Source organism: Enterobacter sp. P82 (assembly GCF_037053385.1).
Classification (GTDB): Bacteria; Pseudomonadota; Gammaproteobacteria; order Enterobacterales; family Enterobacteriaceae; genus Enterobacter.
The window spans coordinates 892122-918794 of the sequence record NZ_JBALHX010000001.1 but is presented as its reverse complement, the minus strand read 5'-3'; the positions used below and the strand labels follow the sequence as shown (position 1 = coordinate 918794).

The 26673-nt window shown below is 51.3% G+C and carries 22 protein-coding genes, 2 tRNA genes and 1 other RNA gene; 9 read left to right on the top strand and 16 right to left on the bottom strand.

The window, feature by feature from the left end:
• The first annotated feature begins 3 nt into the window (after window positions 1-3).
• A complete protein-coding gene (locus WB237_RS04255; RefSeq protein WP_114977024.1) occupies window positions 4-333 on the top strand; it encodes an HI1450 family dsDNA-mimic protein in 330 nt (109 codons plus the stop codon).
• Between the two features lie 30 nt (window positions 334-363).
• Here the strand turns inward: WB237_RS04255 and WB237_RS04250 are convergent, their stop codons facing one another.
• The 7 genes from WB237_RS04250 to WB237_RS04220 form a co-directional block, all read right to left on the bottom strand.
• Complete coding sequence (locus WB237_RS04250) at window positions 364-1233, bottom strand: ion transporter (RefSeq protein ID WP_336210626.1); 870 nt, start codon at window positions 1231-1233, stop codon at window positions 364-366.
• Window positions 1234-1247: 14 nt separating this feature from the next.
• Window positions 1248-2252: a murein tripeptide/oligopeptide ABC transporter ATP-binding protein OppF gene (gene oppF, locus WB237_RS04245; protein WP_114977023.1), complete on the bottom strand. Its 1005-nt coding sequence runs from the start codon at window positions 2250-2252 to the stop codon at window positions 1248-1250.
• Complete coding sequence (locus WB237_RS04240; RefSeq protein ID WP_028018775.1) at window positions 2249-3262, bottom strand: ABC transporter ATP-binding protein; 1014 nt, start codon at window positions 3260-3262, stop codon at window positions 2249-2251. Before WB237_RS04240 ends, oppF begins: the two co-directional genes overlap by 4 nt.
• Window positions 3263-3273: 11 nt before the next feature.
• Window positions 3274-4182 carry an oligopeptide ABC transporter permease OppC gene (oppC, locus tag WB237_RS04235; protein WP_114977022.1) on the bottom strand — a complete coding sequence of 303 codons (909 nt, stop codon included), beginning with the start codon at window positions 4180-4182 and terminating at the stop codon, window positions 3274-3276.
• Window positions 4183-4194: 12 nt separating this feature from the next.
• Window positions 4195-5115 (bottom strand): oligopeptide ABC transporter permease OppB, encoded by a 921-nt coding sequence (gene oppB / locus WB237_RS04230; RefSeq protein ID WP_028018773.1) that lies wholly within the window; start codon window positions 5113-5115, stop codon window positions 4195-4197.
• 84 nt (window positions 5116-5199) lie between these two features.
• Entirely contained in the window at window positions 5200-6831 is a 1632-nt protein-coding gene (oppA, locus tag WB237_RS04225) for an oligopeptide ABC transporter substrate-binding protein OppA (protein WP_114977020.1), read from the bottom strand.
• A 770-nt stretch (window positions 6832-7601) separates the two neighbouring features.
• Window positions 7602-8249 (bottom strand): YchE family NAAT transporter, encoded by a 648-nt coding sequence (locus WB237_RS04220; protein WP_021240330.1) that lies wholly within the window; start codon window positions 8247-8249, stop codon window positions 7602-7604.
• A gap of 477 nt (window positions 8250-8726) precedes the next feature.
• Here WB237_RS04220 and adhE point away from each other — a divergent pair, with 477 nt between their 5' ends.
• On the top strand, window positions 8727-11405 hold the full coding sequence (adhE, locus tag WB237_RS04215; protein ID WP_129995632.1) for a bifunctional acetaldehyde-CoA/alcohol dehydrogenase: 2679 nt from the start codon (window positions 8727-8729) through the stop codon (window positions 11403-11405).
• Window positions 11406-11469: 64 nt separating this feature from the next.
• Here the strand turns inward: adhE and tdk are convergent, their stop codons facing one another.
• Window positions 11470-12084: a thymidine kinase gene (gene tdk, locus WB237_RS04210; protein ID WP_114977018.1), complete on the bottom strand. Its 615-nt coding sequence runs from the start codon at window positions 12082-12084 to the stop codon at window positions 11470-11472.
• A gap of 550 nt (window positions 12085-12634) precedes the next feature.
• On the opposite strand from tdk, the gene hns reads away from it, so the two are divergent.
• Window positions 12635-13048, top strand: a complete 414-nt coding sequence (gene hns / locus WB237_RS04205) for a histone-like nucleoid-structuring protein H-NS (protein WP_008502781.1) — start codon at window positions 12635-12637, stop codon at window positions 13046-13048.
• Between the two features lie 200 nt (window positions 13049-13248).
• Here the strand turns inward: hns and galU are convergent, their stop codons facing one another.
• From galU to rssA, 3 genes are all read right to left on the bottom strand, one after another.
• Window positions 13249-14157, bottom strand: coding sequence for a UTP--glucose-1-phosphate uridylyltransferase GalU (gene galU, locus WB237_RS04200; protein WP_028018769.1), 909 nt, complete (start codon window positions 14155-14157; stop codon window positions 13249-13251).
• Between the two features lie 200 nt (window positions 14158-14357).
• Window positions 14358-15371 (bottom strand): two-component system response regulator RssB, encoded by a 1014-nt coding sequence (gene rssB / locus WB237_RS04195; RefSeq protein ID WP_114977017.1) that lies wholly within the window; start codon window positions 15369-15371, stop codon window positions 14358-14360.
• Window positions 15372-15462: 91 nt separating this feature from the next.
• A complete protein-coding gene (rssA, locus tag WB237_RS04190) occupies window positions 15463-16365 on the bottom strand; it encodes a patatin-like phospholipase RssA (protein WP_114977016.1) in 903 nt (300 codons plus the stop codon).
• Window positions 16366-16479: 114 nt separating this feature from the next.
• Between rssA and WB237_RS04185 the strand changes: the two genes are divergently transcribed.
• The 5 genes from WB237_RS04185 (at window position 16480) to WB237_RS04165 (ending at window position 18367) form a co-directional block, all read left to right on the top strand.
• Window positions 16480-16938 (top strand): YchJ family protein, encoded by a 459-nt coding sequence (locus WB237_RS04185; RefSeq protein WP_316941976.1) that lies wholly within the window; start codon window positions 16480-16482, stop codon window positions 16936-16938.
• Between the two features lie 48 nt (window positions 16939-16986).
• Window positions 16987-17829, top strand: a complete 843-nt coding sequence (gene purU, locus WB237_RS04180) for a formyltetrahydrofolate deformylase (protein ID WP_023312104.1) — start codon at window positions 16987-16989, stop codon at window positions 17827-17829.
• A 157-nt stretch (window positions 17830-17986) separates the two neighbouring features.
• Window positions 17987-18071 (top strand) — tRNA-Tyr (locus tag WB237_RS04175).
• A 35-nt stretch (window positions 18072-18106) separates the two neighbouring features.
• A tRNA-Tyr gene (locus WB237_RS04170) sits at window positions 18107-18191 on the top strand.
• A gap of 45 nt (window positions 18192-18236) precedes the next feature.
• Window positions 18237-18367, top strand: a non-coding RNA gene (locus WB237_RS04165) — RtT sRNA.
• 51 nt (window positions 18368-18418) lie between these two features.
• On the opposite strand, the gene WB237_RS04160 is transcribed toward WB237_RS04165, so the two are convergent.
• Complete coding sequence (locus WB237_RS04160; RefSeq protein ID WP_029740417.1) at window positions 18419-18862, bottom strand: Lrp/AsnC family transcriptional regulator; 444 nt, start codon at window positions 18860-18862, stop codon at window positions 18419-18421.
• Between the two features lie 108 nt (window positions 18863-18970).
• On the opposite strand from WB237_RS04160, the gene WB237_RS04155 reads away from it, so the two are divergent.
• Window positions 18971-19867, top strand: coding sequence for a DMT family transporter (locus tag WB237_RS04155; RefSeq protein ID WP_336213466.1), 897 nt, complete (start codon window positions 18971-18973; stop codon window positions 19865-19867).
• On the opposite strand, the gene narI is transcribed toward WB237_RS04155, so the two are convergent.
• Genes narI through WB237_RS04135 form a run of 4 tightly spaced genes read right to left on the bottom strand, consistent with a single transcriptional unit; the run spans window position 19864 to window position 26523 of the window.
• Window positions 19864-20541 (bottom strand): respiratory nitrate reductase subunit gamma, encoded by a 678-nt coding sequence (gene narI, locus WB237_RS04150; protein ID WP_129995629.1) that lies wholly within the window; start codon window positions 20539-20541, stop codon window positions 19864-19866. The genes WB237_RS04155 and narI overlap by 4 nt on opposite strands.
• Window positions 20541-21251, bottom strand: a complete 711-nt coding sequence (gene narJ / locus WB237_RS04145; RefSeq protein WP_336210602.1) for a nitrate reductase molybdenum cofactor assembly chaperone — start codon at window positions 21249-21251, stop codon at window positions 20541-20543. Before narJ ends, narI begins: the two co-directional genes overlap by 1 nt.
• The gene (gene narH / locus WB237_RS04140; protein WP_129323431.1) at window positions 21248-22783 is read right to left on the bottom strand and encodes a nitrate reductase subunit beta; all 1536 of its coding nucleotides are present in this window, start codon (window positions 22781-22783) and stop codon (window positions 21248-21250) included. Before narH ends, narJ begins: the two co-directional genes overlap by 4 nt.
• Window positions 22780-26523, bottom strand: a complete 3744-nt coding sequence (locus WB237_RS04135; protein WP_336210597.1) for a nitrate reductase subunit alpha — start codon at window positions 26521-26523, stop codon at window positions 22780-22782. The genes narH and WB237_RS04135 overlap by 4 nt, the downstream gene beginning before the upstream one ends.
• Between the last annotated feature and the right edge of the window lie 150 nt (window positions 26524-26673).

The window sequence follows — 26673 nt, the reverse complement described above, 5'->3', positions numbered from 1 at the left end:
ATCATGGAAATGGATCTGAACAATCGCCTGACCGAAGACGAAACGCTCGAGCAGGCCTATGACATTTTTCTCGAACTGGCGGTTGATAACCTCGATCCCGCAGACGTGATCCTCTTTAATCTGCAGTTCGAAGAGCGTGGCGGTGCCGAATTGTTCGACCCTTCAGAAGACTGGGCTGAGCATGTGGATTTCGACCTTAATCCTGACTTCTTTGCCGAAGTGGTGATTGGGCTGGCTGATGAAGATGGCGGTGAAATAAACGACATCTTCGCCCGCATCCTGCTGTGCCGCGAGAAAGACCACAAACTGTGCCATATCCTCTGGCGCGAATAGTAAAAAGGCTGCGATTGCAGCCTTTTTTATTTAATCCGGTAATTCACTTCCGCAGCGGCTACAAAACCGTGCGCTGTGTTCATGCTCACCCTGATGACAATTCGGGCATTTGCGTTGCTGTTTGCGATTCTGAAAGGCACTGCTCATATGCGTGGTAATGAGCCCTGTCGGGATGGCAATCACCGAATAGCCAATCAAAATCAGCACTGATGCCACAATACGTCCCAGTGGGGTATGCGGTGTGATATCGCCATACCCCACGGTCGTCACGGTCACGATGGCCCAATAGACCGAGGCATTGAGCGTCGTGAAGCCATATTTTGGCCCTTCTATCAGATACATCAGTGCGCCGAAAACAATCATGACGCTGGCAATAAATGAATAGAACAGAATAAGCTGGTGCCGTGCGCTGACTATCGCGCGCCAGAACACGTGCAATGAGGGCATAAAACGCAGTAATTTAAGGATACGTAATACCCGAATGACGCGCATCGCTCGCCAGGCAAAGACGTAACTCAGGCTAATTTCCGGCCACAGCCACATCACATAGAGCGGCAGGATGGTCGCTAAATCAATAAATCCCCAAAAGCTGAAAACATATCTGGCCGGGTTGGGCCAGCAAATGACTCTCAGGCAATATTCAGCGGTAAAGACCAGGGTAATCGCCAACTCAAGCCAGACAAAAATATGCCATTCGTCAAATGTCAGGTGATATTGCGTCCCGACACCAGACTCAATAAAGATCACAACCACGCTGAGCAGTGCAAATAAACCACAGAGGCCTTCGAAGCGTCTCCCGGAAACTGTTTCAGGGTCGAATAAAAAATGGTAAAGCCGCCGACGGGCAGACGTGAATAAAAGCGACACAGTAACCTCGCAAAAAATAAGGGCTGACATCATGTCAGCCCTTGCGATTATAACGGGTCTACTTTCAGGCAGGAAACCGCATGTCGGAAACTGCCTTCCAGAACCGGCCGCGTTTTCGCGCATTCCGGCCCGGCCATAGGGCATCGCGTACGGAAGACGCAGCCCGACGGCGGGTTAATTGGTGAGGGCAATTCCCCTTCCAGAAGCTGAATCGTTTTATTCTTTTCCAGGTCGGGATCGGGGATCGGCACCGCAGACATCAGCGCTTTGGTATAAGGATGCAGTGGGTTGTGGTACACCTCATCATAGGTGCCCAATTCCACAGCATGGCCTAAATACATCACCAGTACACGGTCAGAAATGTGTTTTACCACGGCCAGATCATGCGCGATGAAAATGAGTGACAGCCCCATTTCACGCTGTAGTTTCTGCAGCAGGTTAACCACCTGTGCCTGAATGGACACGTCCAGCGCAGACACTGGCTCATCACAGATAATCAGCTTCGGTTCGAGGATCAACGCACGTGCAATACCAATACGCTGACACTGGCCGCCTGAGAATTCGTGCGGGTAACGATTGATAAGGTTAGGCAGTAGCCCAACTTTCATCATCATCGCCTTCACGCGATCGCGCACTTCCTGACGAGCCATCTTCGGATGATAAGTACGCAGCGGCTCGGCAATAATCTCACCGATGGTCATACGCGGGTTCAATGATGCCAGTGGATCCTGGAAAATCATCTGGATATCACTACGCACGTCACGCCACTCGTCAGGCTTCATCCCCAACAAGTCTTTACCCAGCCAGGCCACTTTGCCGCCAGTGGCTTTTACCAGACCAATAATGGCGCGCGCGAAGGTAGATTTACCGCAGCCAGACTCCCCTACCACGCCCAGGGTTTCGCCTTCGTACAAACGCAGCGTGACCCCATCAACCGCTTTCAGGGTCTTAGGTGGTTGCCAGAACCACTGCTTACCGTCTTTGATGTCAAAATGCACTTTAAGGTCAGCGATTTCGAGCAGCACATTACGTTTTTCATCTAATGCGTTCATACCAACTCCTCCTGCGGCTTAAAGCAGGCGCGCAGACGGCCTGGTGCAAACGCTTCCAGCGGCGGAGCGCTGTTGCAGATTTCCATCGCGTGCGGGCAACGCGGCTGGAACGGACAACCTTTCGGCAGACGCAGCAGGTTTGGCGGGTTACCCGGAATAGTGAGCAGAGATTCCCCTTCCGCATCGAGACGCGGTACCGCATTCAACAGACCAATTGAGTACGGGTGGGCTGGGTGATAGAACACATCCCGCGCGTTGCCATATTCCATGGTACGGCCGGCATACATCACCAGCACTTTGTCACAGATACCCGCAACCACGCCCAGGTCGTGGGTGATCATAATGATCGCTGTGTTGAACTCGCGCTTAAGCTCGTTTAACAGGGTCATGATTTGTGCCTGAACGGTGACGTCCAGCGCGGTGGTGGGTTCGTCGGCAATCAGCAGTTTTGGCCGGCACAGCAACGCCATCGCAATCATCACACGCTGACGCATGCCGCCTGAAAATTCGTGCGGGAACATGCGCATGCGCTTACGGGCTTCCGGCATTTTCACTGCATCCAGCATTTTGACTGACTCTTCAAACGCTTCCGCTTTGCCCAGACCTTTGTGCAGCATCAGGACTTCCATTAGCTGCTCGCCAACACGCATGTACGGGTTCAGCGAAGTCATCGGATCCTGGAAAATCATCGAGATCTGCTCGGCACGCAGCTTGTTCAGCTCATGTTCCGGCAGGTTGAGGATTTCACGTCCGTTGAATTTCGCGGAACCTCCGATAACACCGTTTGCAGCCAGCAGTCCCATCAACGCAAATGCGGTCTGGGATTTTCCGGATCCAGATTCACCGACAATCCCCAGCGTTTCACCTGCACGCAGGTCGAAGTTGAGATCGTTAACGGCGGTAACGTCTCCGTCCGGGGTTTTAAAGGTTACACGGAGATCTTTCACATCCAGCAGAAGTTTGCTCTGCTGTTGCGCCTGCGGCGCAGTGGCCGTTTCAATAATTGTCATGACGGCGCTCCTTAACGGTCTTTCGGGTCGAGGGCATCACGCAGGCCATCGCCGATAAAGTTGAAACAAAACAGGGTGACAACCAGGAAACCCGCCGGATAAAGCAGTAACCACGGCGATACTTCCATGGAGTTTGCACCATCACTCAGGAGTGCACCCCAGCTGCTCAGAGGCTCTTGCGTACCCAGCCCCAGGAAGCTCAGGAAGGATTCAAACAGGATCATGCTTGGTACCAGCAGTGAAGCATAAACCACTACCACGCCCAGCACGTTAGGAACGATATGGCGAACCACAATATTACCGATTGATACGCCACCTACCTGTGCGGCCTCGATAAACTCTTTGCGTTTGAGGCTCAGTGTCTGTCCGCGCACAATACGCGCCATATCCAGCCAGGAAACCATCCCGATAGCCACGAAAATCAACAGGATGTTCTGGCCGAAGAAGGTCACCAACAGGATAACGAAGAACATGAACGGGAAGGAGTTCAGGATTTCCAACAGACGCATCATCACGGAGTCTACTTTACCGCCAAGGTAACCAGAGAGTGAGCCATAGAGCGTGCCCACAATCACCGCCACCAGCGCAGCAGCGATACCAACCATCAGCGAAATACGGCCTCCGATAGCAACACGCACCAGCAGATCGCGTCCGGAGGAATCCGTACCAAAATAGTGTCCGGACTCCATATCAGGTGCGCTGGACATCATGCCCCAGTCGGTGTCGAAATAGGTAAATTGCGACAGCATCGGCGCCAGAGTCACAAACAGCGCGATGATCACCAGAACAACCAGACTGGCAACCGCGGCACGGTTGTGCATAAAGCGGCGGCGCGCGTCCTGCCAGAGGCTACGACCTTCTACTTCCAGTTTTTCACTGAAGTTTTCCAGCGCCTCGCTGTTTTTCTTACTCAACATCATGGCGTGCTCCAGTTAGTAACGGATTTTCGGGTCGATGACGGCATACAGCACATCGACAATTGCGTTAAAGAGAATGGTCAGCGCACCAACGAGAATGGTCAGGCTCAGTACCAGCGAATAGTCGCGGTTGAGCGCGCCGTTTACGAACAGTTGACCAATACCCGGCAGACCGTAGATCGTTTCGATAACCATTGAGCCAGTGATGATCCCGACGAATGCCGGCCCCATGTAGGAGAGCACAGGTAACAGCGCTGGTTTGAGTGCGTGGCGGAAGATAATCCGACGCATCGGCAACCCTTTTGCGCGCGCGGTGCGAATGAAGTTCGAGTGCAACACTTCGATCATTGAACCACGGGTGATACGCGCAATACTGGCGATGTACGCCAGAGATAATGCCACCATCGGCAAAATCATGAACTTTAACGCCCCGCCATTCCAGCCACCGCCAGGTAGCCATTTCAGCGTGATGGCAAATATCATCACCAGTAACGGCGCGACAACGAAGCTGGGTATGACTACCCCGGTCATCGCCACCCCCATTACGGTATAATCCCATTTAGTATTTTGTTTAAGTGCGGCGATAACGCCTGCAGTCACCCCGAGAACAACAGCCAGCAAGAATGCCGCAGCACCCAGTTTTGCCGATACCGGGAAGCTGGAAGCCACCAGGTCGTTAACGGAATAGTCTTTATATTTGAATGACGGTCCAAAATCACCGTGAGCCAGTTGCTTCAGATAATTGAAGTATTGGGTGGAGATAGGATCGTTCAGGTGATATTTCGCTTCAATATTTGCCATGACTTCTGGCGGCAACGTACGTTCACCGGTAAATGGACTTCCCGGCGCAAGACGCATCATGAAGAAGGAAATTGTAATCAGAATAAACAGCGTTGGAATCGCTTCAAGACAGCGACGTAGGATAAATTTAAACATTGCCCGTACCTTCTGGCGTGTGCCTATATATTGTGACGTCGGTTAGACACCGTGGGGCGAGCGAACTCGCCCCACTCATTGCCATTAATGCTTGATAATATACAAGTTTTTAACGTAGATATTATCCATCGGGTCTTTACCGGTATAGCCACCTACCCACGGTTTCACCAGACGGGCGTTAACGTAGTAGTAAACCGGAACGATCGCGGAGTCTTTATCCAGCTGCTGCTCAGCTTTAGAGTACAGTTCAGTACGCTGTGCTTCGTCAGTGGTTTTCAGCGTATCGCCAATCAGCTTGTCAAACGCCGGGCTCTTATAGTGCGCGGTGTTGTTTGAGCTGTCGCTCAGCATGGTGTTCAGGAAGGAGGTCGGTTCGTTATAGTCCGCACACCAGCCAGCACGCGCCACGTCGAAGGTGCCCTGATGACGGCTATCCAGGAAGGTTTTCCACTCCTGGTTTTCCAGCTTCACGTTTACGCCCAGGTTCTTTTTCCAGATCGAGGCAACGGCGATAGCCAGTTTTTTGTGCAGATCGGAGGTGTTATACAGCAGGCTGAAAGTCAGCGGCTTATCTGCAGTATAGCCCGCTTCAGCAAGCAGTTTCTTCGCTTCTGCATTACGCTGCTCTTGCGTCTGTTTGAACCAGTCTGGCTCAGTCAGTTTTGCGCCATCGGTGTATGGAGGGGTATAGCTGTATGCTGGCAGATCGCCCTGGTTTTTCACTTTGTTCACGATGATATCGCGATCCAGTGCCAGTTTCAGCGCTGTACGGACACGTACATCGGTAAACGGTGCTTTCTGGTTGTTGATTTCGTAGTAATAGGTGCACAGATACGGATCAACATGCACTTCTTTAGGAATTTCTTTTTTCAGCTTCTGGAACAGTTCAATCGGCATGTTGTTATAGGTCATGTCGATTTCACCGCTACGGTAGCGGTTAACGTCAGTCACTTCGGAAGAAATTGGCAGGTAGGTCACCTGATTAATCACGGTTTTCGCGTTGTCCCAATATTGCGGGTTACGCTCCAGAACCATACGTTCGTTAACTACCCAGTCTTTCAGTTTGTAGGCACCGTTGGTCACGATATTGGCAGGCTGAGTCCATTTTTCACCAAATTTTTCCACTGCGGATTTTGGTACTGGAGAAACAGACGGGTGAACCAGCAGCTTATAGAAGTACGGAACAGGTTCGCTCAACGTAACTTCAAAGGTATTCGCATCGATCGCTTTCACGCCCAGGTCGGTGACCGGTTTTTTGCCTGCGATGATGTCATCAATATTGGCAATGTGGCCATATTGCAGGTAGCTCGCATACGGAGAGGCGGTATTTGGATTCGCCAGACGCTGCCAGCTATAAACGAAATCTTCGGCGGTAACCGGCGTGCCGTCAGACCATTTCGCATCTTTACGCAGATGGAAGGTCCAGACTTTGAAATCTTTATTTTCCCATTTTTCTGCCACACCCGGTGCCGGGTGGCCATCTACGTCAGTCACCAGCAGACCTTCGAACAGGTCGCGGTTAACGTTAGACTCAGGAACACCTTCAATTTTATGCGGGTCAAGAGACTGAACTTCCGCACCGTTGTTACGAACCAACGTCTGTTTTTCAGCCAGTTGAACACCTGCAGGTACGTCCGCAGCCATTGCAGCGTTGCCCGCGATTAGCGCAGTTAAAATCCCCGCCGCTACCAGATTTTTTTTTGTGATGATGGACATTGTGTTGGTACTCCACTCATTATAATGACTGGCTTTCGCCAGCTGTGTAATCCCCTGTTGGGGCCTGTACAGCGCAGGAGTTTTTTTTGCTGCTGCCAGGTTCTTCTTTTTACTTCTTGCTATCACCGACTTTTTTATTACTGACCGCTCGTATGGCCGTCTTGCGTCGATTCTTTACAGGCCTCCCCTGTTTGAGACCTGCGTTGGATATCTGAGAAGAGAAGCATATGAAAATAATTCTCATCTACTTGTTTTATGCTGCAAAATAGTAGGCCGGAAAGTATCAAATGGCGTAAACGCACGCCAATACATTTTGCAAATTTGTTAAGCAATTCTCTTTTACGGTGAGAGCCGTATCGTTGAGGGCAGCCCTGCCAGACATCAAACGCCACTAAAAAACATGACATTCAATAAGATAGAGGAAATCTCCTCTACAAGCGCGTCGCTGCGCTATCATCGAGTGTTTTTGTACAATAATTTAACAACTGGTTATTATTTAGCACATTCATCTAGGGGAATGTTGAAATTACTAATATCATTTCGGTTATCTCTCAGCAAGCCCCAGAGTATCATGTGAGTAAAATAACAGAGCGATCGAAGGTTTTCTGCGCAGACGGGTTGGGCGGGAATTAATAACTTATTGAAATACAAGAGATGAACATTATTAGTAGAATTTATTATGATATGTGAGCATTTCAACTTTAGTTATATGATTTGCTGATAATCACGTAAAAAAACGGAGCCATAGCTCCGTTCTTTCATATGAAATATTAGTGTAACAAGCCGGGGAAAATGCTTTTAATACCGGTGACAATAAATTCGATCCCTAACGCCATCAACAGCAGGCCCATGATACGCGTTATGACGTTGATGCCCGTCTGGCCCAACAACCGCACCAACCAGGGTGCCATACGGAATACTCCCCAGCAGCAGAGCGCGAAAATGGCAATGGCCACGGAAAAGCCAATCAAATGCATCAGGCTATGGTAACGCGTGCCCCAGACAATCGTTGAACTGATGGCGCCGGGGCCAGCCATAAGCGGTAACGCCAGCGGTACCACGCCAATGCTTTCACGGATGGCAGTTTCTGACTTCTCCTGTTTGTTCTGTTTATCCTCACCCAGCTTACCGCTGATCATAGACATGGCGATGGTCACAACCAGGATCCCACCCGCAATGCGGAAAGAGTCGATCGAGATCCCGAAGAGCTGAAGAATGGCGTCCCCCAGAAAAAGGGAGGTAAGCAATATGATAGCCACTGACAGGTTAGCGGTGAGGTTGGTCTTGTTCCTGGCCGCCGCCGTCTGGTAACTGGTCATACTAATGAAGACAGGAATGATCCCCACCGGGTTGACCAGGGCAAACAAACCAATAAAAAATTTAAAATACGTTGGAAAATCAAAGAGCGTTTGGATCACGTTTTGCTCCGCTTATGCGCATGCCCGGGACTGACAATTTGTCATGTGAAATCGCGCTGAAGATACCCTTTTTATTAGCATACTTCACTCGAAATCTGTGCCAAAACGTTATCATTTCAGGATGTTAAACATATGTAGAATCAATGATAGCGTCACTTCCAATACTTACGTAATTATTTAACACTGGAAAAATCTCAAAGAAATAACCCTGCTGAAAGGTATCAGCTTGGGGGAAAATTGACGCAGATCATGATTTCCGTACTCAGAAGTGAGTAATCTTGGTTACACCCCAGGGAGGTCACCTGACAAAAAGGGATGATGCTAAGGTAAGGCTCTTTTAGTAAATTAGTGTGCTGGTGTAGAAAGTAACTCTTTGTTTTATTTTGTGTTACGCAAGTCATATCAGCTCTGTCTATACTGTCTGACGTATCGAGCGCTGGTTTACTAAAAGAGTTTAAACATTATCAGGAGAGCATTATGGCTGTTACTAATATCGCTGAACTGAACGCCCTCGTCGAGCGCGTTAAAAAAGCCCAGCGTGAATATGCCAATTTCACCCAAGAACAGGTTGATAAAATCTTCCGCGCGGCCGCTCTGGCTGCTGCAGATGCTCGAATCCCTCTCGCTAAAATGGCCGTTGCCGAATCCGGTATGGGTATCGTTGAAGATAAAGTGATCAAAAACCACTTTGCTTCTGAGTATATCTACAACGCCTATAAAGATGAGAAAACCTGTGGCGTGCTGTCTGAAGACGACACCTTCGGTACTATCACGATTGCAGAACCTATCGGCATCATTTGCGGTATCGTTCCAACCACCAACCCAACGTCTACTGCTATCTTCAAATCACTGATTAGCCTGAAGACTCGTAACGCAATCATCTTCTCCCCGCATCCACGTGCGAAAGATGCAACGAACAAAGCTGCAGATATCGTACTGCAGGCTGCTATTGCTGCTGGCGCACCAAAAGATCTGATCGGCTGGATTGATCAACCTTCTGTTGAACTTTCCAACGCCCTGATGCACCACCCTGACATTAACCTGATCCTGGCGACCGGTGGTCCTGGCATGGTTAAAGCAGCGTACAGCTCCGGTAAACCAGCAATCGGCGTAGGCGCAGGTAACACTCCTGTTGTTATCGACGAAACGGCTGATATCAAACGTGCTGTTGCTTCTGTTCTGATGTCCAAAACCTTCGATAACGGCGTTATCTGTGCATCTGAACAGTCCGTTGTTGTTGTAGATTCTGTGTATGACGCCGTTCGCGAACGTTTCGCCAGCCACGGTGGCTACATGCTGCAAGGTAAAGAGCTGAAAGCCGTTCAGGACATCATCCTGAAAAATGGTGCACTGAACGCCGCTATCGTTGGGCAGCCAGCGTATAAAATTGCTGAACTCGCAGGTTTCACCGTTCCGGCAACCACTAAGATCCTGATCGGTGAAGTGAAAGTTGTTGATGAGAGCGAGCCATTTGCACACGAAAAACTGTCTCCGACTCTGGCAATGTACCGCGCGAAAGATTTCGACGATGCAGTAGAGAAAGCAGAGAAACTGGTTGCCATGGGCGGTATCGGTCACACTTCTTGCCTGTACACCGACCAGGATAACCAGCCAGAGCGTGTTGCTCACTTCGGTCAGAAGATGAAAACTGCACGTATCCTGATTAACACCCCTGCTTCTCAGGGTGGTATCGGTGACCTGTACAACTTCAAACTCGCACCTTCCCTGACTCTGGGTTGTGGTTCCTGGGGTGGTAACTCCATCTCTGAAAACGTTGGTCCAAAACACCTGATCAACAAGAAAACCGTTGCTAAGCGAGCTGAAAACATGTTGTGGCACAAACTTCCGAAATCTATCTACTTCCGCCGTGGCTCTCTGCCAATTGCGCTGGATGAAGTGATTACTGATGGCCACAAACGTGCGCTCATCGTGACTGACCGTTTCCTGTTCAACAACGGCTACGCTGATCAGATCACCTCTGTTCTGAAAGCAGCTGGCGTCGAAACTGAAGTCTTCTTTGAAGTTGAAGCTGACCCAACCCTTAGCGTTGTTCGCAAAGGTGCTGAACTGGCGAACTCCTTCAAACCAGATGTGATTATCGCACTGGGTGGTGGTTCCCCAATGGACGCCGCGAAAATCATGTGGGTAATGTACGAACATCCGGAAACTCACTTTGAAGAACTGGCGCTGCGCTTTATGGATATCCGTAAACGTATCTACAAGTTCCCGAAAATGGGCGTAAAAGCGAAAATGATCGCCGTTACTACCACTTCCGGTACCGGTTCAGAAGTGACTCCGTTTGCGGTTGTTACTGACGATGCAACAGGTCAGAAATACCCACTGGCTGACTATGCACTGACCCCAGACATGGCGATTGTTGACGCCAACCTGGTCATGGAAATGCCGAAATCACTGTGTGCCTTCGGTGGCCTGGATGCGGTAACTCACGCTCTGGAAGCTTACGTTTCCGTACTGGCGTCTGAGTTCTCTGATGGTCAGGCTCTGCAGGCTCTGAAACTGCTGAAAGAAAACCTGCCAGCATCCTACAATGAAGGGTCGAAAAACCCTGTAGCACGTGAGCGTGTACACAGTGCAGCAACCATCGCCGGTATCGCGTTTGCTAACGCCTTCCTGGGTGTTTGCCACTCAATGGCGCACAAACTGGGTTCTCAGTTCCACATTCCTCACGGCCTGGCGAACGCCCTGTTGATCAGCAACGTTATCCGTTATAACGCGAATGACAACCCAACCAAGCAGACTGCATTCAGCCAGTATGACCGTCCGCAAGCACGTCGTCGTTACGCTGAAATCGCTGACCATCTGGGTCTGAGCGCTGCGGGTGACCGTACTGCTGCTAAGATTGAGAAACTGCTGGCATGGCTTGAAAGCCTTAAAGCTGAACTGGGTATTCCTAAATCTATCCGTGAAGCTGGCGTTCAGGAAGCTGACTTCCTCGCCCACGTAGATAAACTGTCTGAAGATGCCTTCGATGACCAGTGTACTGGTGCTAACCCGCGCTACCCACTGATCTCCGAGCTGAAACAGATTCTGCTGGATACCTACTACGGTCGTGAGTTCAAAGAAGGTGACGTTGCGGCTGTGAAAACAGAAGCTCCTGCCATCAAAACTGACAAGAAAGCGAAGAAAAGCGCTTAACTGACAGTCTGATAAAAAACCCGCCAATGGCGGGTTTTTTTATGTCTGAAGAACAAGGTAAAGATTATTTTCTGTTGTCGTGCTGAATCGCCGTCAGTGAGCCTGTCGTTAACGCTTCTTTATAATGCTTACGGCAGACCGAAACATAGCGTTCATTGCCACCTATCACCACCTGTTCACCGTCTGCATAAGGCTTGCCGGCCTGGTCGAGACGAAGCACCATACTGGCTTTCCTGCCGCAAAAGCAGATAGTTTTGAGTTCAACGAGTTTATCTGACCAGGCAAGTAAATACTGACTCCCTGCAAATAGTTCGCCACGGAAGTCTGTACGCAGACCATAGCAAAGAACAGGGATATCGAGCTCGTCTACTACCTCTGAAAGGGCATGAACCTGCTCACGCGTCAGAAACTGACTCTCATCAACCAGAACACAATGAATAGGCTGTGCCGCATGTGCAGTACGAATGTCCTCCAGCAGGTCAGTTTGCGGGTTAAACAGCCGGGCCGGAGACGAAAGGCCTATTCTGGAACTCACCTTCCCTGCACCAAAGCGATCGTCAATTTCGGCCGTATAAACAACAGTACGCATTCCTCGTTCCTGGTAATTGTACGAGGATTGAAGCAGCGCTGTGGATTTGCCGGCATTCATTGCCGAATAGTAGAAATAAAGTTGTGCCATTGGCCGTAAAACCCTAATCAATGTGTAATATTCCCGATGATTGATTGTACCATATTTTGTCTGGTCAACAGCGACACAACGCACAGACGATGCGGTTCAGAGCGGAGTTAAGCGCCCTTCGACTACGAAAATAATCCGTTAAAACAGAGAGTAAACGCAATCAGTCAAGCCTATATGTTATAAGGTCAGTCAAACATAACACTTCTTTTTATAGTGGAATCAATGTTCATTAAAATTCACTATTTATTAACTATTACTGTCTTAACATCACTCAATGGAACTAATACGAAAGGCTGATATTTATCCGCAGCAACTATAATTCCTGCGGTAAATGTCACAAAAAAAAGATGCAATCGAGCAGGTTGCGTAGGCTTGGACTGATAACAAGCAAGATTGTTGGGTGATGGAATTTAAGTTAGCGTAATTAATAATAGCGGCATTATTTAGTATTTTTTGAATTCCTTACATTCCTGGCTATTGCACAACTGAATTTATGGCTCTATTATTAGGTCAACAAACCACCCCCCATTATAAGTTTGAGATTACTACAATGAGCGAAGCACTTAAAATTCTGAACAACATCCGTACTCTTCGTGCGCAGGCAAGAGAATGTACCCTCGAAACGCTTGAAGAAATGCTGGAAAAATTAGAAGTTGTAGTTAATGAACGTCGTGAAGAAGAAAGCGCTGCTGCTGCTGAAATCGAAGAGCGCACTCGTAAACTGCAACAATATCGTGAAATGCTGATTGCTGATGGTATCGATCCGAATGAATTGCTGAACAGCATGGCTGCAGCTAAAACCGGCACCAAAGCAAAACGCGCTGCTCGTCCTGCTAAATATAGCTACGTTGACGAGAATGGCGAAACTAAAACCTGGACTGGCCAGGGTCGTACACCTGCTGTTATCAAGAAAGCTATGGATGAGCAAGGTAAACAGCTGGATGACTTCCTGATCAAGGATTAATCAAGCCACATTCCATAAAATCCCGCTTAATGCGGGATTTTTTTTAACCACAATTTTATCACCAACATCCCCTTACACTCTGTCATAGAATCTTATTCGGCTATTGCCATCGCTTACAAACAAACGGGATACGTGGTTGTTGTGGGCATAAAAAAACCGGTGGGCAGCGCCTCACCGGTCTCAAACATTTGCGGCCTTGGTTATTTCTTAATACCTACGCTCTCTTTGAGCCAGGTTTTAAATTCTTCACCCAGGGTATTGTGACGAATGCCATATTCAACAAACGCCTGCATATAACCGAGCTTATTACCGCAGTCATGGCTCTTACCTTTCATATGGTAAGCCTCAACGGTCTCTTTCTCGATCAACATATCAATGGCGTCGGTCAGTTGGATCTCATCACCCGCTCCTGGAGGCGTTTTAGCAAGCAGAGGCCAGATTTCCGCACTCAGTACATAGCGGCCCACCACTGCCAGATTAGAAGGTGCCACGTCGGCTTTTGGCTTCTCTACAACGCCAACCATTGGCACGCTTTCGCCTGGCTCAAGGTTAACGCCTTTGCAGTCAACCACACCGTAAGCGGTCACATCTTCAACTGGCTCAACCATAATCTGGCTGCTACCTGTTTCATCAAAACGTTTGATCATCTCAGCCAAATTATCCTGAGAAAGATCTGATTCGTATTCATCCAGAATTACGTCTGGCAGTATTACCGCCACTGGCTCATCACCGACAACAGGGTGAGCACACATAACCGCATGACCCAGGCCTTTAGCCAGCCCCTGACGAACCTGCATAATAGTCACGTGCGGAGGGCAAATAGACTGCACTTCCTGTAACAACTGACGCTTAACACGTTTTTCCAGCATGGCTTCAAGTTCAAAACTTGTATCGAAATGGTTTTCGATAGAGTTTTTTGATGAATGCGTAACCAGCACAATTTCAGTGATGCCGGCTGCGATACACTCATTAACGACGTACTGGATTAATGGCTTATCAACCAGAGGCAGCATCTCTTTAGGAATCGCCTTAGTTGCTGGTAACATCCTGGTCCCCAATCCCGCTACCGGGATAACGGCCTTTCTGACTTTCGAATTTAGGGCAGCCATTCAAATTCTCCTGAGCTGTTCAAGTTTTGAACTTTTATGCAATAAATAACGCGTTGAGTATATCAGCCTCGCCCCACAGTTCGGGTCTGAAAAGAACGCGTTGCCGATCAATTAGGATAAATACGCATGAATCTGGGCAGGGATAGTAGCACTCCCCGCAAAACACAGGTAAAGCAATCTTAAAATTACGATCCAATTGCTTATTCCGTGGACAACATTAATCGTAACCGTCCCCCGGCACCCCAAATTTGGCACTGCCAGGAGGAGCAACGATGGCTAATTTGATTAAGATACGCTGTTCCTAGTGTCCCAAGCGGCACACCGTTGCTTACCTGAATATGATGTTCACCGGTATTCAGTGAGGCATTGAGACCCGCTGAAACGAGGATCAGATTCTTTAAACCACTATGGTAATAACCGACCAATAGCGGAAACTGCCCAGGCAAATTGGCCTGACGAAAAAGTTGGTTCACTTGTTTTAGTAAACTGCCCAGTTCCGGAAGCCGTTGTCCCTGATGCGATAGCTGTTCTTGCAACAGACCATTGAATAGCGCACGAAGTAATAACGCCGCTAATACACCATTATCCCCTGCCCGGGTAACATCCAGGGAATAAAAGGCCAGGTCTGAATCAGACAGTGGTGCAATATCCAGCACCAGCCCAGGTTGGTCCGCCGCAACCAGTTGGCGATAGTTTATTCGACAATGTGAAATAGTTTGCTGTACGGGCGGCTGGAGTTCCTGCAACAGTTTAGCCGCGGCAGGTGGATTACTTACCAGGGCATCCCAGTCCTGAAACAGACGTTCCTCTTCCTCTACCCGGGAATTAAACATGTTCGGATAAAGACAAGCTAACACCGTCTCTCGTAACCGGTTCAGATCCTTGACTGGTTTAAGCAGGATATCCTGAACCCCAAGTCGCAGCGCTTTGGCAATATCTGCCATATTCTCTGTGGCAGATATCACCAGAATCGGCGTCTGATTGCCTTCGTTACGCAGATGTTCAACCAGCTTCAGTCCGTTCATACGCGGCATCGCAATGTCACAAATCATCAGGTCGGGGGTGATACTGACCATTTTTTCCAGCGCGTCGATACCATCTTCAGCCAGCGAAGTGATTGCTCCCATTGAGGATAACCACGAATCCAGTAGCGATCGGAAAACGACCTCGTCTTCAACAATCAAAATGTGTTTTCCGGCCAATGGCTGCGTCATGGTTCCTCCCCTGGCTGACAGTAATTAAATAGTGGCATGCTATCAGCACTACCGCCTGTCAGATTTTGCTGAAGTAATCAAAAAAAGGTGCTTAACGTGCTGTTCGCACAAAAGGCAACAGCTCGTCCATTTTCTTTTCGACGGCTATCGAGCCCGCTGCGATGGCGGCCTCAGCTCGATGGAAATCAAGGGTAGATATTTGCGGACAGTACGGTTGAATCAGAATATCTGGAGGGTCGCCAGCCATGCGGTTTCGCTTAAGGCGATTCTCAAGAACCTGGATAGAGGTAGTCATAATTTCAATTGCCGTCGGCGCAGTCACAGAGCGTCGTGCGGCCATACGCCCGATTCTTCCACGCAAACGTTCATGCCAGGCCAGTTTCTCACCTTCGACATCTTCGCTCTGAAGATTCACCGGCATGAGGTCTTGTTGCATCAGGTGGGCGTCATGTTGTAAATCCACGGCAATGACGATGTCGGCACCCATTGCACGCGTCAGGGAGATAGGGACCGGGTTAACAACACCACCATCGACAAGCCAGTAACCGTTATGCGGTACAGGAGCCATTAATCCCGGCATACTGCAGGAGGCACGAACGGCAAGATGAATATCACCCTCAGTAAGCCAAAGCTCGCGACCTGTGCTGAGGTTCGTCGCAACAGCGCCGAAAGGCATCTGACAGTCAGTGAAGTCTTCAAGAGGCATAACCTGGCGGAACTGGTTAAAAACGCGTTCACCGCGCAACAGCCCACCACGCTGCCATGAGAGGTCCATCAGGCGCAGCACATCCCAGTAGCTGAAGGAACGTACCCAGGTTTCAAGTTCCGGAAGCTTTCCGCACGCGTAAGCGGAGCCGACAAGCGATCCTATTGAACACCCTGCAACAATATCAACCTCAACGCCCATCTGGTTTAAGGCATTAATCACGCCGATATGTGACCATCCCCGGGCTGCACCTGAGCCCAGCGCCAGTCCAATTTTAACCTTTCTCATTAGCCCTGTTTTACGTCCCCTGGATTCCTGACATAGCGTCAACGCAACTGCTCAGTTAACATAGTGCTACCCGAAGCGTTTTACGCCCTTATTTTTTGTTCCAGGAAGAGAATCGTGTCTCAACTCTGCCCTTGTGGTAGCGCTCTGGAGTATAGCCTATGTTGCCAGCGATATCTTTCTGGCGATCAGGTTGCACCGGACCCGTCACACCTCATGCGTTCACGGTACACTGCTTTTGTGATCAAAGACGCAGACTATCTGATCAAAACCTGGCACCCGTCATGCCATGCTGCCGATTTTCGCCAGGACATTGAAGCTGGCTTCACCAACACGCAGTGGCTTGGACTGACCGTTTTTGAAGCATCGGCCGGAAACGACGACAACGAAGGCTACGTCAGCTTTGTTGCCCGCTTTGTCGAGCGCGATAAAACGGCGGCCATTATCGAACGTTCCCGGTTCTTAAAGGAAAGCGGGCAATGGTATTATATTGACGGAACGCGCCCACAGTTTGGTCGTAACGATCCCTGCCCATGTGGTTCAGGTAAAAAATTTAAAAAGTGTTGCGGGCAGTAATGCCTGACAACCCAGACTTCGCAAATACACAAACAGGATTTCCCGGCGATGCAATCACTACAACGTAAAGTTCTGCGCACCATCTGTCCCGATCAAAAAGGACTGATCGCACGAATTACCAACATTTGTTACAAACATGAACTGAATATCGTGCAGAACAACGAGTTCGTTGATCACCGTACCGGTCGTTTCTTTATGCGTACCGAACTGGAAGGTATTTTCAACGACACTACCCTGCTTGCCGATCTGGACAGCGCGTTGCCGGAAGGCTCCGTACGTGAACTGACGCCTGCAGGTCGACGCCGTATCGTGATTCTGGTGACCAAAGAAGCACATTGCCTTGGCGATCTGTTGATGAAAGCAAACTACGGTGGCCTGGATGTCGAAATTGCAGCCGTGATCGGCAACCACGAGACGCTGCGCACACTGGTTGAGCGTTTTGACATTCCGTTCGAACTGGTGAGCCACGAAGGTCATACACGTGAAGAGCACGACGACCTGATGGCGCAGGCCATTGAAGCGCATAATCCCGACTACGTCGTGCTGGCGAAATACATGCGCGTGCTGACGCCATCCTTCGTGGCGCGTTTCCCAAACAAGATTATCAACATTCACCACTCGTTCCTGCCAGCCTTTATTGGCGCACGTCCTTATCATCAGGCGTACGAGCGTGGCGTGAAGATTATCGGTGCAACTGCGCACTACGTGAATGACAATCTGGATGAAGGTCCAATTATCATGCAGGACGTGATTCATGTGGATCACACCTATACCGCAGAGGACATGATGCGTGCGGGACGTGACGTCGAGAAGAACGTCTTAAGCCGTGCGTTGTATCAAGTGCTTGCCCAGCGCGTCTTCGTCTACGGTAACAGAACTATCATTCTTTAATCTTTTGGAAAATGAATTGATTAGCTTTGCGCCTTTACGGATAAAAAGCAGCCAAACAACTTCATTTCCCTAAAGGAATGCTTTACAGGGGCGTCTCATTTGATATGATGCGCCCCGCTTCCGACAGGAAGCAGGCCAGTGAAAAGCATTACCCCGTGGTGGGGTTCCCGAGCGGCCAAAGGGAGCAGACTGTAAATCTGCCGTCATCGACTTCGAAGGTTCGAATCCTTCCCCCACCACCATCTCTCAGCAGTACCTCAAAATTTGAATTACCCCTGGTGGGGTTCCCGAGCGGCCAAAGGGAGCAGACTGTAAATCTGCCGTCATCGACTTCGAAGGTTCGAATCCTTCCCCCACCACCATCACTTTCAAATAACTCAAAATCTTCTGTTCGCACCCTGTATCATGTATTTCCGCAACGGGGAAGGATGAGAAGCTTCGACGAAGGTTCGATTCGAGCGTAGCGAGAAAGCGTTGCCGCAGGCAACGACCCGAAGGGCGAGGCGCAACGCGCCGAGTAATCCTTCCCCCACCACCATCATTTCCAAAAATCATAACAAAACCGAATCGACCACCTGGCGACAAACGACTACATCGGCGGCAAGCGTCTCTTCACCGGCGAACTCTTCACGATCGACGTATTACACTGGGCATGCTCCGCCAGACCATCCAGCAACACATCCAGTTGCTCAATTGACCGCACCACCAGCCTGATAACAAAACAGTCTTCGCCAGTCACTTTATCGCTCTCTATGCACTCCGGCATCGCCTGAATGTATTTATCTACCTTATGCAATAACCCAGGCAAAGGTCGCACACGCACCAGCGCCTGCAGCGTATACCCCAGCGCCGCCAGATTCACCCGTGCGCCATACCCCTGAATCACACCACGCTCTTCCAGCCTTTTCAGCCGCTCTGCCGTGCTGGGTGAGGTCAGACCGATGCGTCCGCTAAGCACCTTCAAAGACATACGCGCATCCTCGACCAGACAGGCCAAAATTTGCCGGTCGATATCATCGAGAAGGTATTCCATCATTTTCACCTAATTTTAAAAAGCCATCACTGCATTTCACCTTATCTCATCCCTGTAAAACCCGACAGCAATTCTCGACAATAGCGCCATACAATCAGGAGGTGGATGATGCGTGATTTACATAAAAGCGTCTGGCAAATGAGCCTGGCGATGTTAATTTCCGGCTCGATTGGCGCGTTTGTTTTACTTTCCGGTCTGCCAGTAACGGAAGTCGTGTTCTGGCGCTGCCTTATCGGGGCCATCGCACTGTTTATTTTTATCCAGATGAGTCAAAAACCGTTCAGTCCCCTCACCCGGACAACACTGTTACTGGCCATTCTCGGTGGTGTGGCACTCGTGGTGAACTGGCTCCTGCTCTTCGCTGCCTATGAACGGATCTCTATTGGTCTTTCTACTGTGGTGTATAACACCCAGCCGTTTATGCTGGTTTTGATGGGGATGTTATTAGGTGAACGCGTCAGCCTGGTGAAATGGGGCTGGCTATTCCTCGCCTTTGGCGGTGTGGTGATATTGCTTTCCAGTGAGCTGACCGGAGCGCATAGTGCCAACTGGCTGACGGGTATCGGTCTGGCAATGGCGGCAGCCTTCTTCTACGCAGTGACCGCTATTATCGCCCGCAAGCTGCGATCCATTGCACCGCAGCATATTGCCTTTATTCAGGTGCTGACCGGCGTGGTAATGCTTCTGCCGTTTGCCCACATGCCCTCATTATCAGGGGATTTTCCGTGGCCAATTTTGCTGACGCTGGGCATCGTCCATACCGGTATTATGTATCAGTTGCTGTATAGCGCTATCCAGAAGCTGCCTACGCCCATTACCGGCTCGTTGTCGTTTATCTATCCGTTAGTGGCGATTATTGTCGATAATCTGGTATTCGGACACTCGCTAAACCTGGCGCAGGTGGCGGGCGGAGCACTGATCCTGTTTGCTGCAGCGGGCAACAATCTGGGCTGGGGCGAAAAAAAACCCCGCGAGTGCGGGGTTGGGATCAAAACAGCAAATTAGCGACGGGCACGCACAATCTGGTATTTGCGCGTCAGATACTCTACCGGCGCGCTCCAGATATGTACCAGTCGGGAGAACGGGAACAGCACAAACAGCGTCATCCCCAGCACCAGGTGCAGTCGGAAGATAAACGCCACGCCGTCCAGATGCGCCGACGCACCACCGTGGAAAGTCACCACAGATTGTGCCCAGCCGACCAGTTTCATCATTTCACTGCCGTCCATATGCTGTGCAGAGAACGGAATGGTCAGCAGACCCAGCGCACACTGCACCATCAACAGGGAAAGGATGAGGATGTCAGCTCCGGTGGTCGTTGCACGCACACGCGGGCTGAACAGACGGCGTTTCAACAGCAGTAAACCGCCCACCAGCGTCATCACGCCGCAAGCGCCCCCTGCGATCATCGCCATCTTCTGCTTCACTTCAATGGGCAGCCAGGCTTCATACATCCAGTGCGGCGTCAGCATCCCGAGGAAGTGACCGGCAAAAATCCCCAGAATACCGATGTGGAACAGGTTAGAACCCACATGCATTCCTTTACGATCCAGCATCTGGCTGGAGGCCGCGCGCCAGGTGTACTGACCGTAGTCATAACGCAGCCAGCTTCCCACCAGGAACACGGTGCCCGCGATATACGGGTAAATGTCAAAGAAGAACATATTCAGGAAGTGCATTATTGCCGTCCTCCGTTAGAGATATTCAAATATTGCGGGGCCACAGCGCCAGCAAAACGACGCTGGTGAGCCGAGATTTCAGACTCGCCGCAGCTCTGGTCAGCAAAGAATTTCACCTGTTCTTCTTCCCAGACGGCATCCAGTGCCTGCGGTGTATCATCGCGGGCTTCATCGGCGATTTTCTCCGCCACTTTTTCACTGTCGACAGATGCGTTAGCCAGTTTCACCAGTAGCTCGAACAGTACCGCATAGCGGCTCTCGCGCTGCTGAAGACGCGCGCTGAGCAACGCCAGGATCGGCGCAATGTCCTGGAGACCACCGAGAGCCTCTTCTTTCGGCAACTGCGCCAGATACTCCAGATACAGCGGCAGATGGTCAGGCAGCTCACGGCTGTCGAGTTGCAGGCCATGCTGCTCGTACTGGGCCATCAGGTCCACCATCGCCTGCCCCCGATCGCGGGATTCACCGTGAACATGTTCAAACAGCAGTAACGAGGTTGCGCGTCCCCGGTCAAACAGTTGGCTGTAATCCGCCTGCGCATCCAGAAGATCACGCGATAACAGCTCCCGGAGGAAAATACCCAATGTCTGGGCATCCTCTTTATCCAGGTTTTCAGATGATGCGAGTGCATCGAAAAGTTCCTGTTGATGCTGCACAAGCGCAGCATCCGGGTACTCGAGCAAACGAGAAACGATAACAAGTTCAATCATGGGTGCGGCTCCGTTTTACTGGTCACATCCATGGCGTCGATGCGGCGGCTGTTGAACAGGTTGAATTTGCTGTCTGACCCGTGGCAACCGTCGCCAAAGGTAAAGCCACAGCCGTTTTTCTCCGGGAAGGCTTCGCGAGCCAGTTCACGGTGGCTGCTCGGTACGACGAAACGGTCTTCGTAGTTGGCAATGGCCAGGTAGCGGTACATCTCCTGCGCCTGCGCTTCACTCAGACCGACCTCTTCCAGCGCACGGGTATCAATAACACCGTCTACCGTTTCCGCACGTTTGAAGTGGCGCATTGCCAGCATCCGCTTGAGTGCCAGCAGTACTGGCTGCGTATCACCGGCAGTCAGCAGGTTCGCCAGGTACTGAACCGGAATACGCAAGCTTTCCACGTCCGGCAGAATGCCGTTGCTGCCCAGCTCGCCCGCATCTGCAGCTGACTGAATCGGCGACAGAGGCGGCACGTACCAGACCATCGGCAGCGTGCGGTATTCCGGGTGCAGCGGCAGTGCCAGTTTCCAGTCCATTGCCATTTTGTACACCGGAGACTGCTGTGCGGCGTCAATCACGCTCTGCGGTACGCCATCTTTCAGCGCCTGCTCAATCACCTTCGGATCGTTCGGATCGAGGAATACGTCCAGCTGACGCTGATACAGATCTTTCTCGTGCTCGGTGCTGGCGGCATTTTCAATCGCGTCTGCGTCATACAGCAGCACGCCGAGATAACGAATACGGCCTACACAGCTTTCAGAGCAGACGGTCGGCATCCCCGCTTCAATACGTGGATAACAGAAGATGCACTTCTCGGATTTCCCGCTCTTCCAGTTGAAGTAGATTTTTTTGTACGGGCAGCCGGTAATACACATACGCCAGCCGCGACATTTATCCTGGTCGATCAGCACGATGCCGTCTTCTTCACGCTTGTAGATAGCACCGCTCGGGCACGTCGCCACGCACGCCGGATTGAGGCAGTGCTCGCACAGGCGCGGCAGATACATCATGAAGGTGTTTTCGAACTGGCCGTACATCGCCTTCTGCATGTTCTCGAAGTTTTTGTCTTTCGACAGCTTCTCGAACTCACCACCCAGGTCGTCTTCCCAGTTGGGACCACTGGTAATTTTGTCTAACCGCTTCCCGGTGATCAGCGAGCGTGGACGGGCGATCGGCTGGTGTTTGCTTTCTGGCGCGTTATGCAGGTTCTGGTAGTCGTAATCAAACGGCTCGTAGTAATCGTCAAGGCCCGGCAGATGCGGGTTGGCGAAGATTTTACCCAACAGCATCGCACGGTTACCCATGCGCGGCTGCAGTTTACCGTTGATCTTGCGGATCCAGCCGCCCTTGTATTTTTCCTGATCTTCCCAGTTGGTCGGGAACCCAGTGCCCGGTTTGGTTTCTACGTTGTTGAACCACGCGTATTCCATACCTTCTCGACTGGTCCAGACGTTTTTACAGGTGACTGAGCAGGTATGACAGCCGATGCATTTATCCAGATTCAGCACCATGCCGACTTGTGAACGAATTTTCATTTTACGCTCTCCTGTACCTGGTCATTACCTTCACCGTCTAACCAGTTAATATTCTTCATCTTACGTACCACCACGAACTCGTCGCGGTTAGACCCTACGGTACCGTAGTAGTTAAAGCCGTAGGCCAGCTGCGCGTAGCCACCAATCATGTGGGTCGGTTTTGGCGTAATACGGGTGACCGAGTTATGAATGCCGCCGCGCTGCTCGGTGATTTCAGAACCCGGCAGGTTAACGATACGTTCCTGGGCGTGGTACATCATGGTCATCCCGGCCGGTACACGCTGGCTCACCACCGCACGCGCCGTCAGCGCACCGTTGCTGTTGAACACTTCGATCCAGTCGTTATCTTCAATACCCAGATCTTTGGCATCCGTTTCACTCATCCAGACAATCGGGCCGCCGCGCGATAACGTCAGCATCAGCAGGTTGTCGCTATAGGTAGAGTGGATCCCCCACTTCTGATGCGGTGTGAGGAAGTTCAGCGCCTTTTCAGGGTTACCGTTAGATTTCGCCCCCATTACCGCCTTCACCGAACGCGTGTCGACTGGCGGACGGTAAACCAGCAGACTTTCACCGAAATCACGCATCCACTGATGATCCTGATACAGAGACTGACGACCGGAGAGAGTACGCCATGGGATCAGCTCGTGAACGTTGGTATAACCCGCGTTGTAGGAGACATGCTCATCTTCCAGACCAGACCAGGTCGGGCTGGAGATAATCTTGCGCGGTTGCGCCTGAATATCGCGGAAGCGGATTTTCTCTTCCTCTTTATTCGTCGCCAGATGCGTGTGGTCACGACCGGTAAATTCGCTCAGTGCCGCCCACGCTTTCACGGCGACGTGGCCGTTGGTTTCCGGCGCCAGGGTCAGGATCATCTCTGCTGCATCAATCGCCGTATTCAGCATTGGCTGACCTTTGGCCGGGCCGTCCGCTTTGGTGTAATTGAGCTTGCGCAGCAGATCCATTTCACTCTGGGTATTCCAGGCGATCCCTTTCCCGCCGTTACCGATTTTCTCCATCAGCGGGCCGATAGAGGTAAAGCGCTCCCAGGTTGCCGGGTAGTCGCGTTCAACCGCAATAATGTGCGGTGCGGTTACACCAGGGATCAGGTCACATTCACCTTTTTTCCAGTCCTTCACGTCCAGCGGTTGCGCCAGTTCGGCAGCGGAGTCGTGCTGGATTGGCAGCGTCACCACGTCGGTTTCTTTACCCAGATGCCCGACGCAGACTTCGGAGAATTTTTTCGCGATGTCTTTGTAGATATCCCAGTCGCTTTTCGATTCCCACGCCGGGTCAACGGCCGCAGACAGGGGATGAATAAACGGATGCATATCCGAGGTATTCATGTCGTCTTTTTCGTACCAGGTTGCGGTTGGCAGCACAATGTCGGAGTACAGGCAGGTGCTGGACAGACGAAAGTCCAGAGTCACGACCAGATCCAGCTTGCCGTCCAGGCCGTTATCTTTCCATTCCACTTCTTCTGGCTTCACGCCGCCCTGCTTGCCGAGATCTTTCCCCTGAATACCGTTCTCGGTGCCCAGCAGATATTTCAGCATGTACTCGTGCCCTTTACCGGACGAGCCCAGCAGGTTGGAGCGCCAGATGAACAGGTTGCGCGGATGGTTTTTCCCATTCTCCGGCTGTTCTGCCGCGAAACGAATGGAACCATCTTTGAGAGACTTAACGGTGTAATCCACCGGCGACATGCCCGCTTTCTTCGCCTCTTCTGCAATGCGCAGTGGGTTGGTACCCAGTTGAGGTGCCGATGGCAGCCAGCCCATGCGCTCTGCACGTACGTTGAAATCGATCAGGTGGCCGCTGTAACGGGATTTATCCGCCATTGGCGAGAGCAGTTCTTGCGCGGTTACAGTCTCGTAACGCCACTGGCTGGAGTGGTTATAGAAGTAAGACGTGCTGTTCATGTGACGTGCCGGACGCTGCCAGTCAAGGGCAAACGCCAGCGGCTGCCAGCCGGTCTGTGGACGCAGTTTTTCCTGGCCCACGTAGTGCGCCCAGCCGCCGCCGCTCTGACCGACACAGCCACAGAAGATCAGCATATTGATCAGACCACGATAGTTCATATCGAGGTGATACCAATGGTTCAAACCGGCACCGACGATGATCATTGAACGGCCGTGCGTCTTGTCGGCGTTTTCTGCGAATTCACGTGCGATACGGGTGATTTGTGCCCGAGAAACACCAGTGATCTGCTCCGCCCACGCTGGGGTGTAAGCTTTCACCTCGTCGTAGTGAGTTGCGCAGTTTTCGTCGCCCAGACCACGTTCCAGACCATAGTTCGCCATGGTCAGATCATAAACGGTGGTAACCAGCGCCGTGGAGCCGTCAGCCAGCTGCAGGCGTTTTACCGGCAGCTTATGCATCAGAACGTTCTGCAGTTCGACCTTGTTGAAGTGCTCGGAACCTTCACCACCGAAATACGGGAAGCCCACATCGGCGATCTCGTCCTGACTGCCCAGCATGCTCAGGCGCAGTTCCGTCTCTTCACCGGTCGTGCCGTTGCGTTGCTCAAGATTCCACTTACCCTTCTCGCCCCAGCGGAAACCGATAGAGCCGTTTGGCGCCACCAGCTCGCCGTTGTTATTGTAAGCAACGGTTTTCCACTCAGGGTTATTTTCCTGTCCCAGCGCGTCCACCAGATCGGCAGCACGCAGCGTACGGCCTGCGGCGTAGTAGCCATCACGCTCTTCCAGCATGACCAGCATTGGCATGTCAGTGTAACGACGCACGTAGTCGGTGAAGTACTGGCTAGGCTTATCCAGGTGGAATTCACGCAACATGACGTGGCCCATCGCCATCGCCATCGCGGCATCGGTACCCTGCTTCGGTGCCAGCCACAGATCGCAGAGCTTGGCGATTTCCGCGTAGTCAGGGGTCACCGCTACGGTTTTGGTGCCTTTGTAACGCACTTCGGTAAAGAAGTGCGCATCCGGCGTACGGGTCTGCGGCACGTTAGAGCCCCAGGCGATGATGTAGCTGGAGTTGTACCAGTCCGCGGATTCTGGCACGTCGGTCTGCTCGCCCCAGGTCTGCGGAGACGCCGGCGGCAGGTCGCAGTACCAGTCGTAGAAGCTCAGGCAGGTACCGCCGATAAGTGACAGATAGCGAGCCCCGGAGGCGTAAGAAACCATCGACATCGCCGGGATGGGTGAGAAGCCCGCCACACGATCCGGACCGTAGGTTTTAACGGTATAGACGTTAGAGGCAGCAATCAGCTCGTTCACCTCTTTCCAGGAAGAACGCACAAAGCCACCGCGGCCGCGAGCCTGCTTAAAACTTTTCGCTTTGTCAGCGTCTTCGATAATAGACGCCCAGGCATCAACCGGATCGCTGTGCTGAACTTTCGCTTCACGCCACATTTTCATCAGGCGCTTGCGCATCAGCGGGTATTTCAACCGGTTAGCACTGTAGAGATACCAGGAGTAGCTCGCCCCACGCGGGCAGCCGCGCGGCTCATGGTTGGGCATATCCGGACGAGTGCGCGGATAGTCGGTCTGCTGCATTTCCCATGTCACCAGACCGTTCTTAACGAAAATCTTCCAGCTACATGAGCCAGTGCAGTTCACGCCGTGGGTCGAACGGACGACTTTGTCATGCTGCCAGCGCTGGCGGTAACCGTCTTCCCAGTCCCGGTTAGTCTCCAGAACCTGGCCGTGCCCATCGGCAAAGGTTTCGCCCTTCTGCTTGAAGTAGCGAAACCGGTCCAAAAATTTGCTCATCGGGTATCTCCTGTATGGAGCCTGTGGCTCTCTAAATCGACATTGCTGATTTGCAGCGAAGGTAACGCCCTGAAAGAGGGGGAGAATTGATAACGATCAAGACGACGAGGGACTTTCAGGCGAGGTATTAGAGCGAATACCACCAAAGCG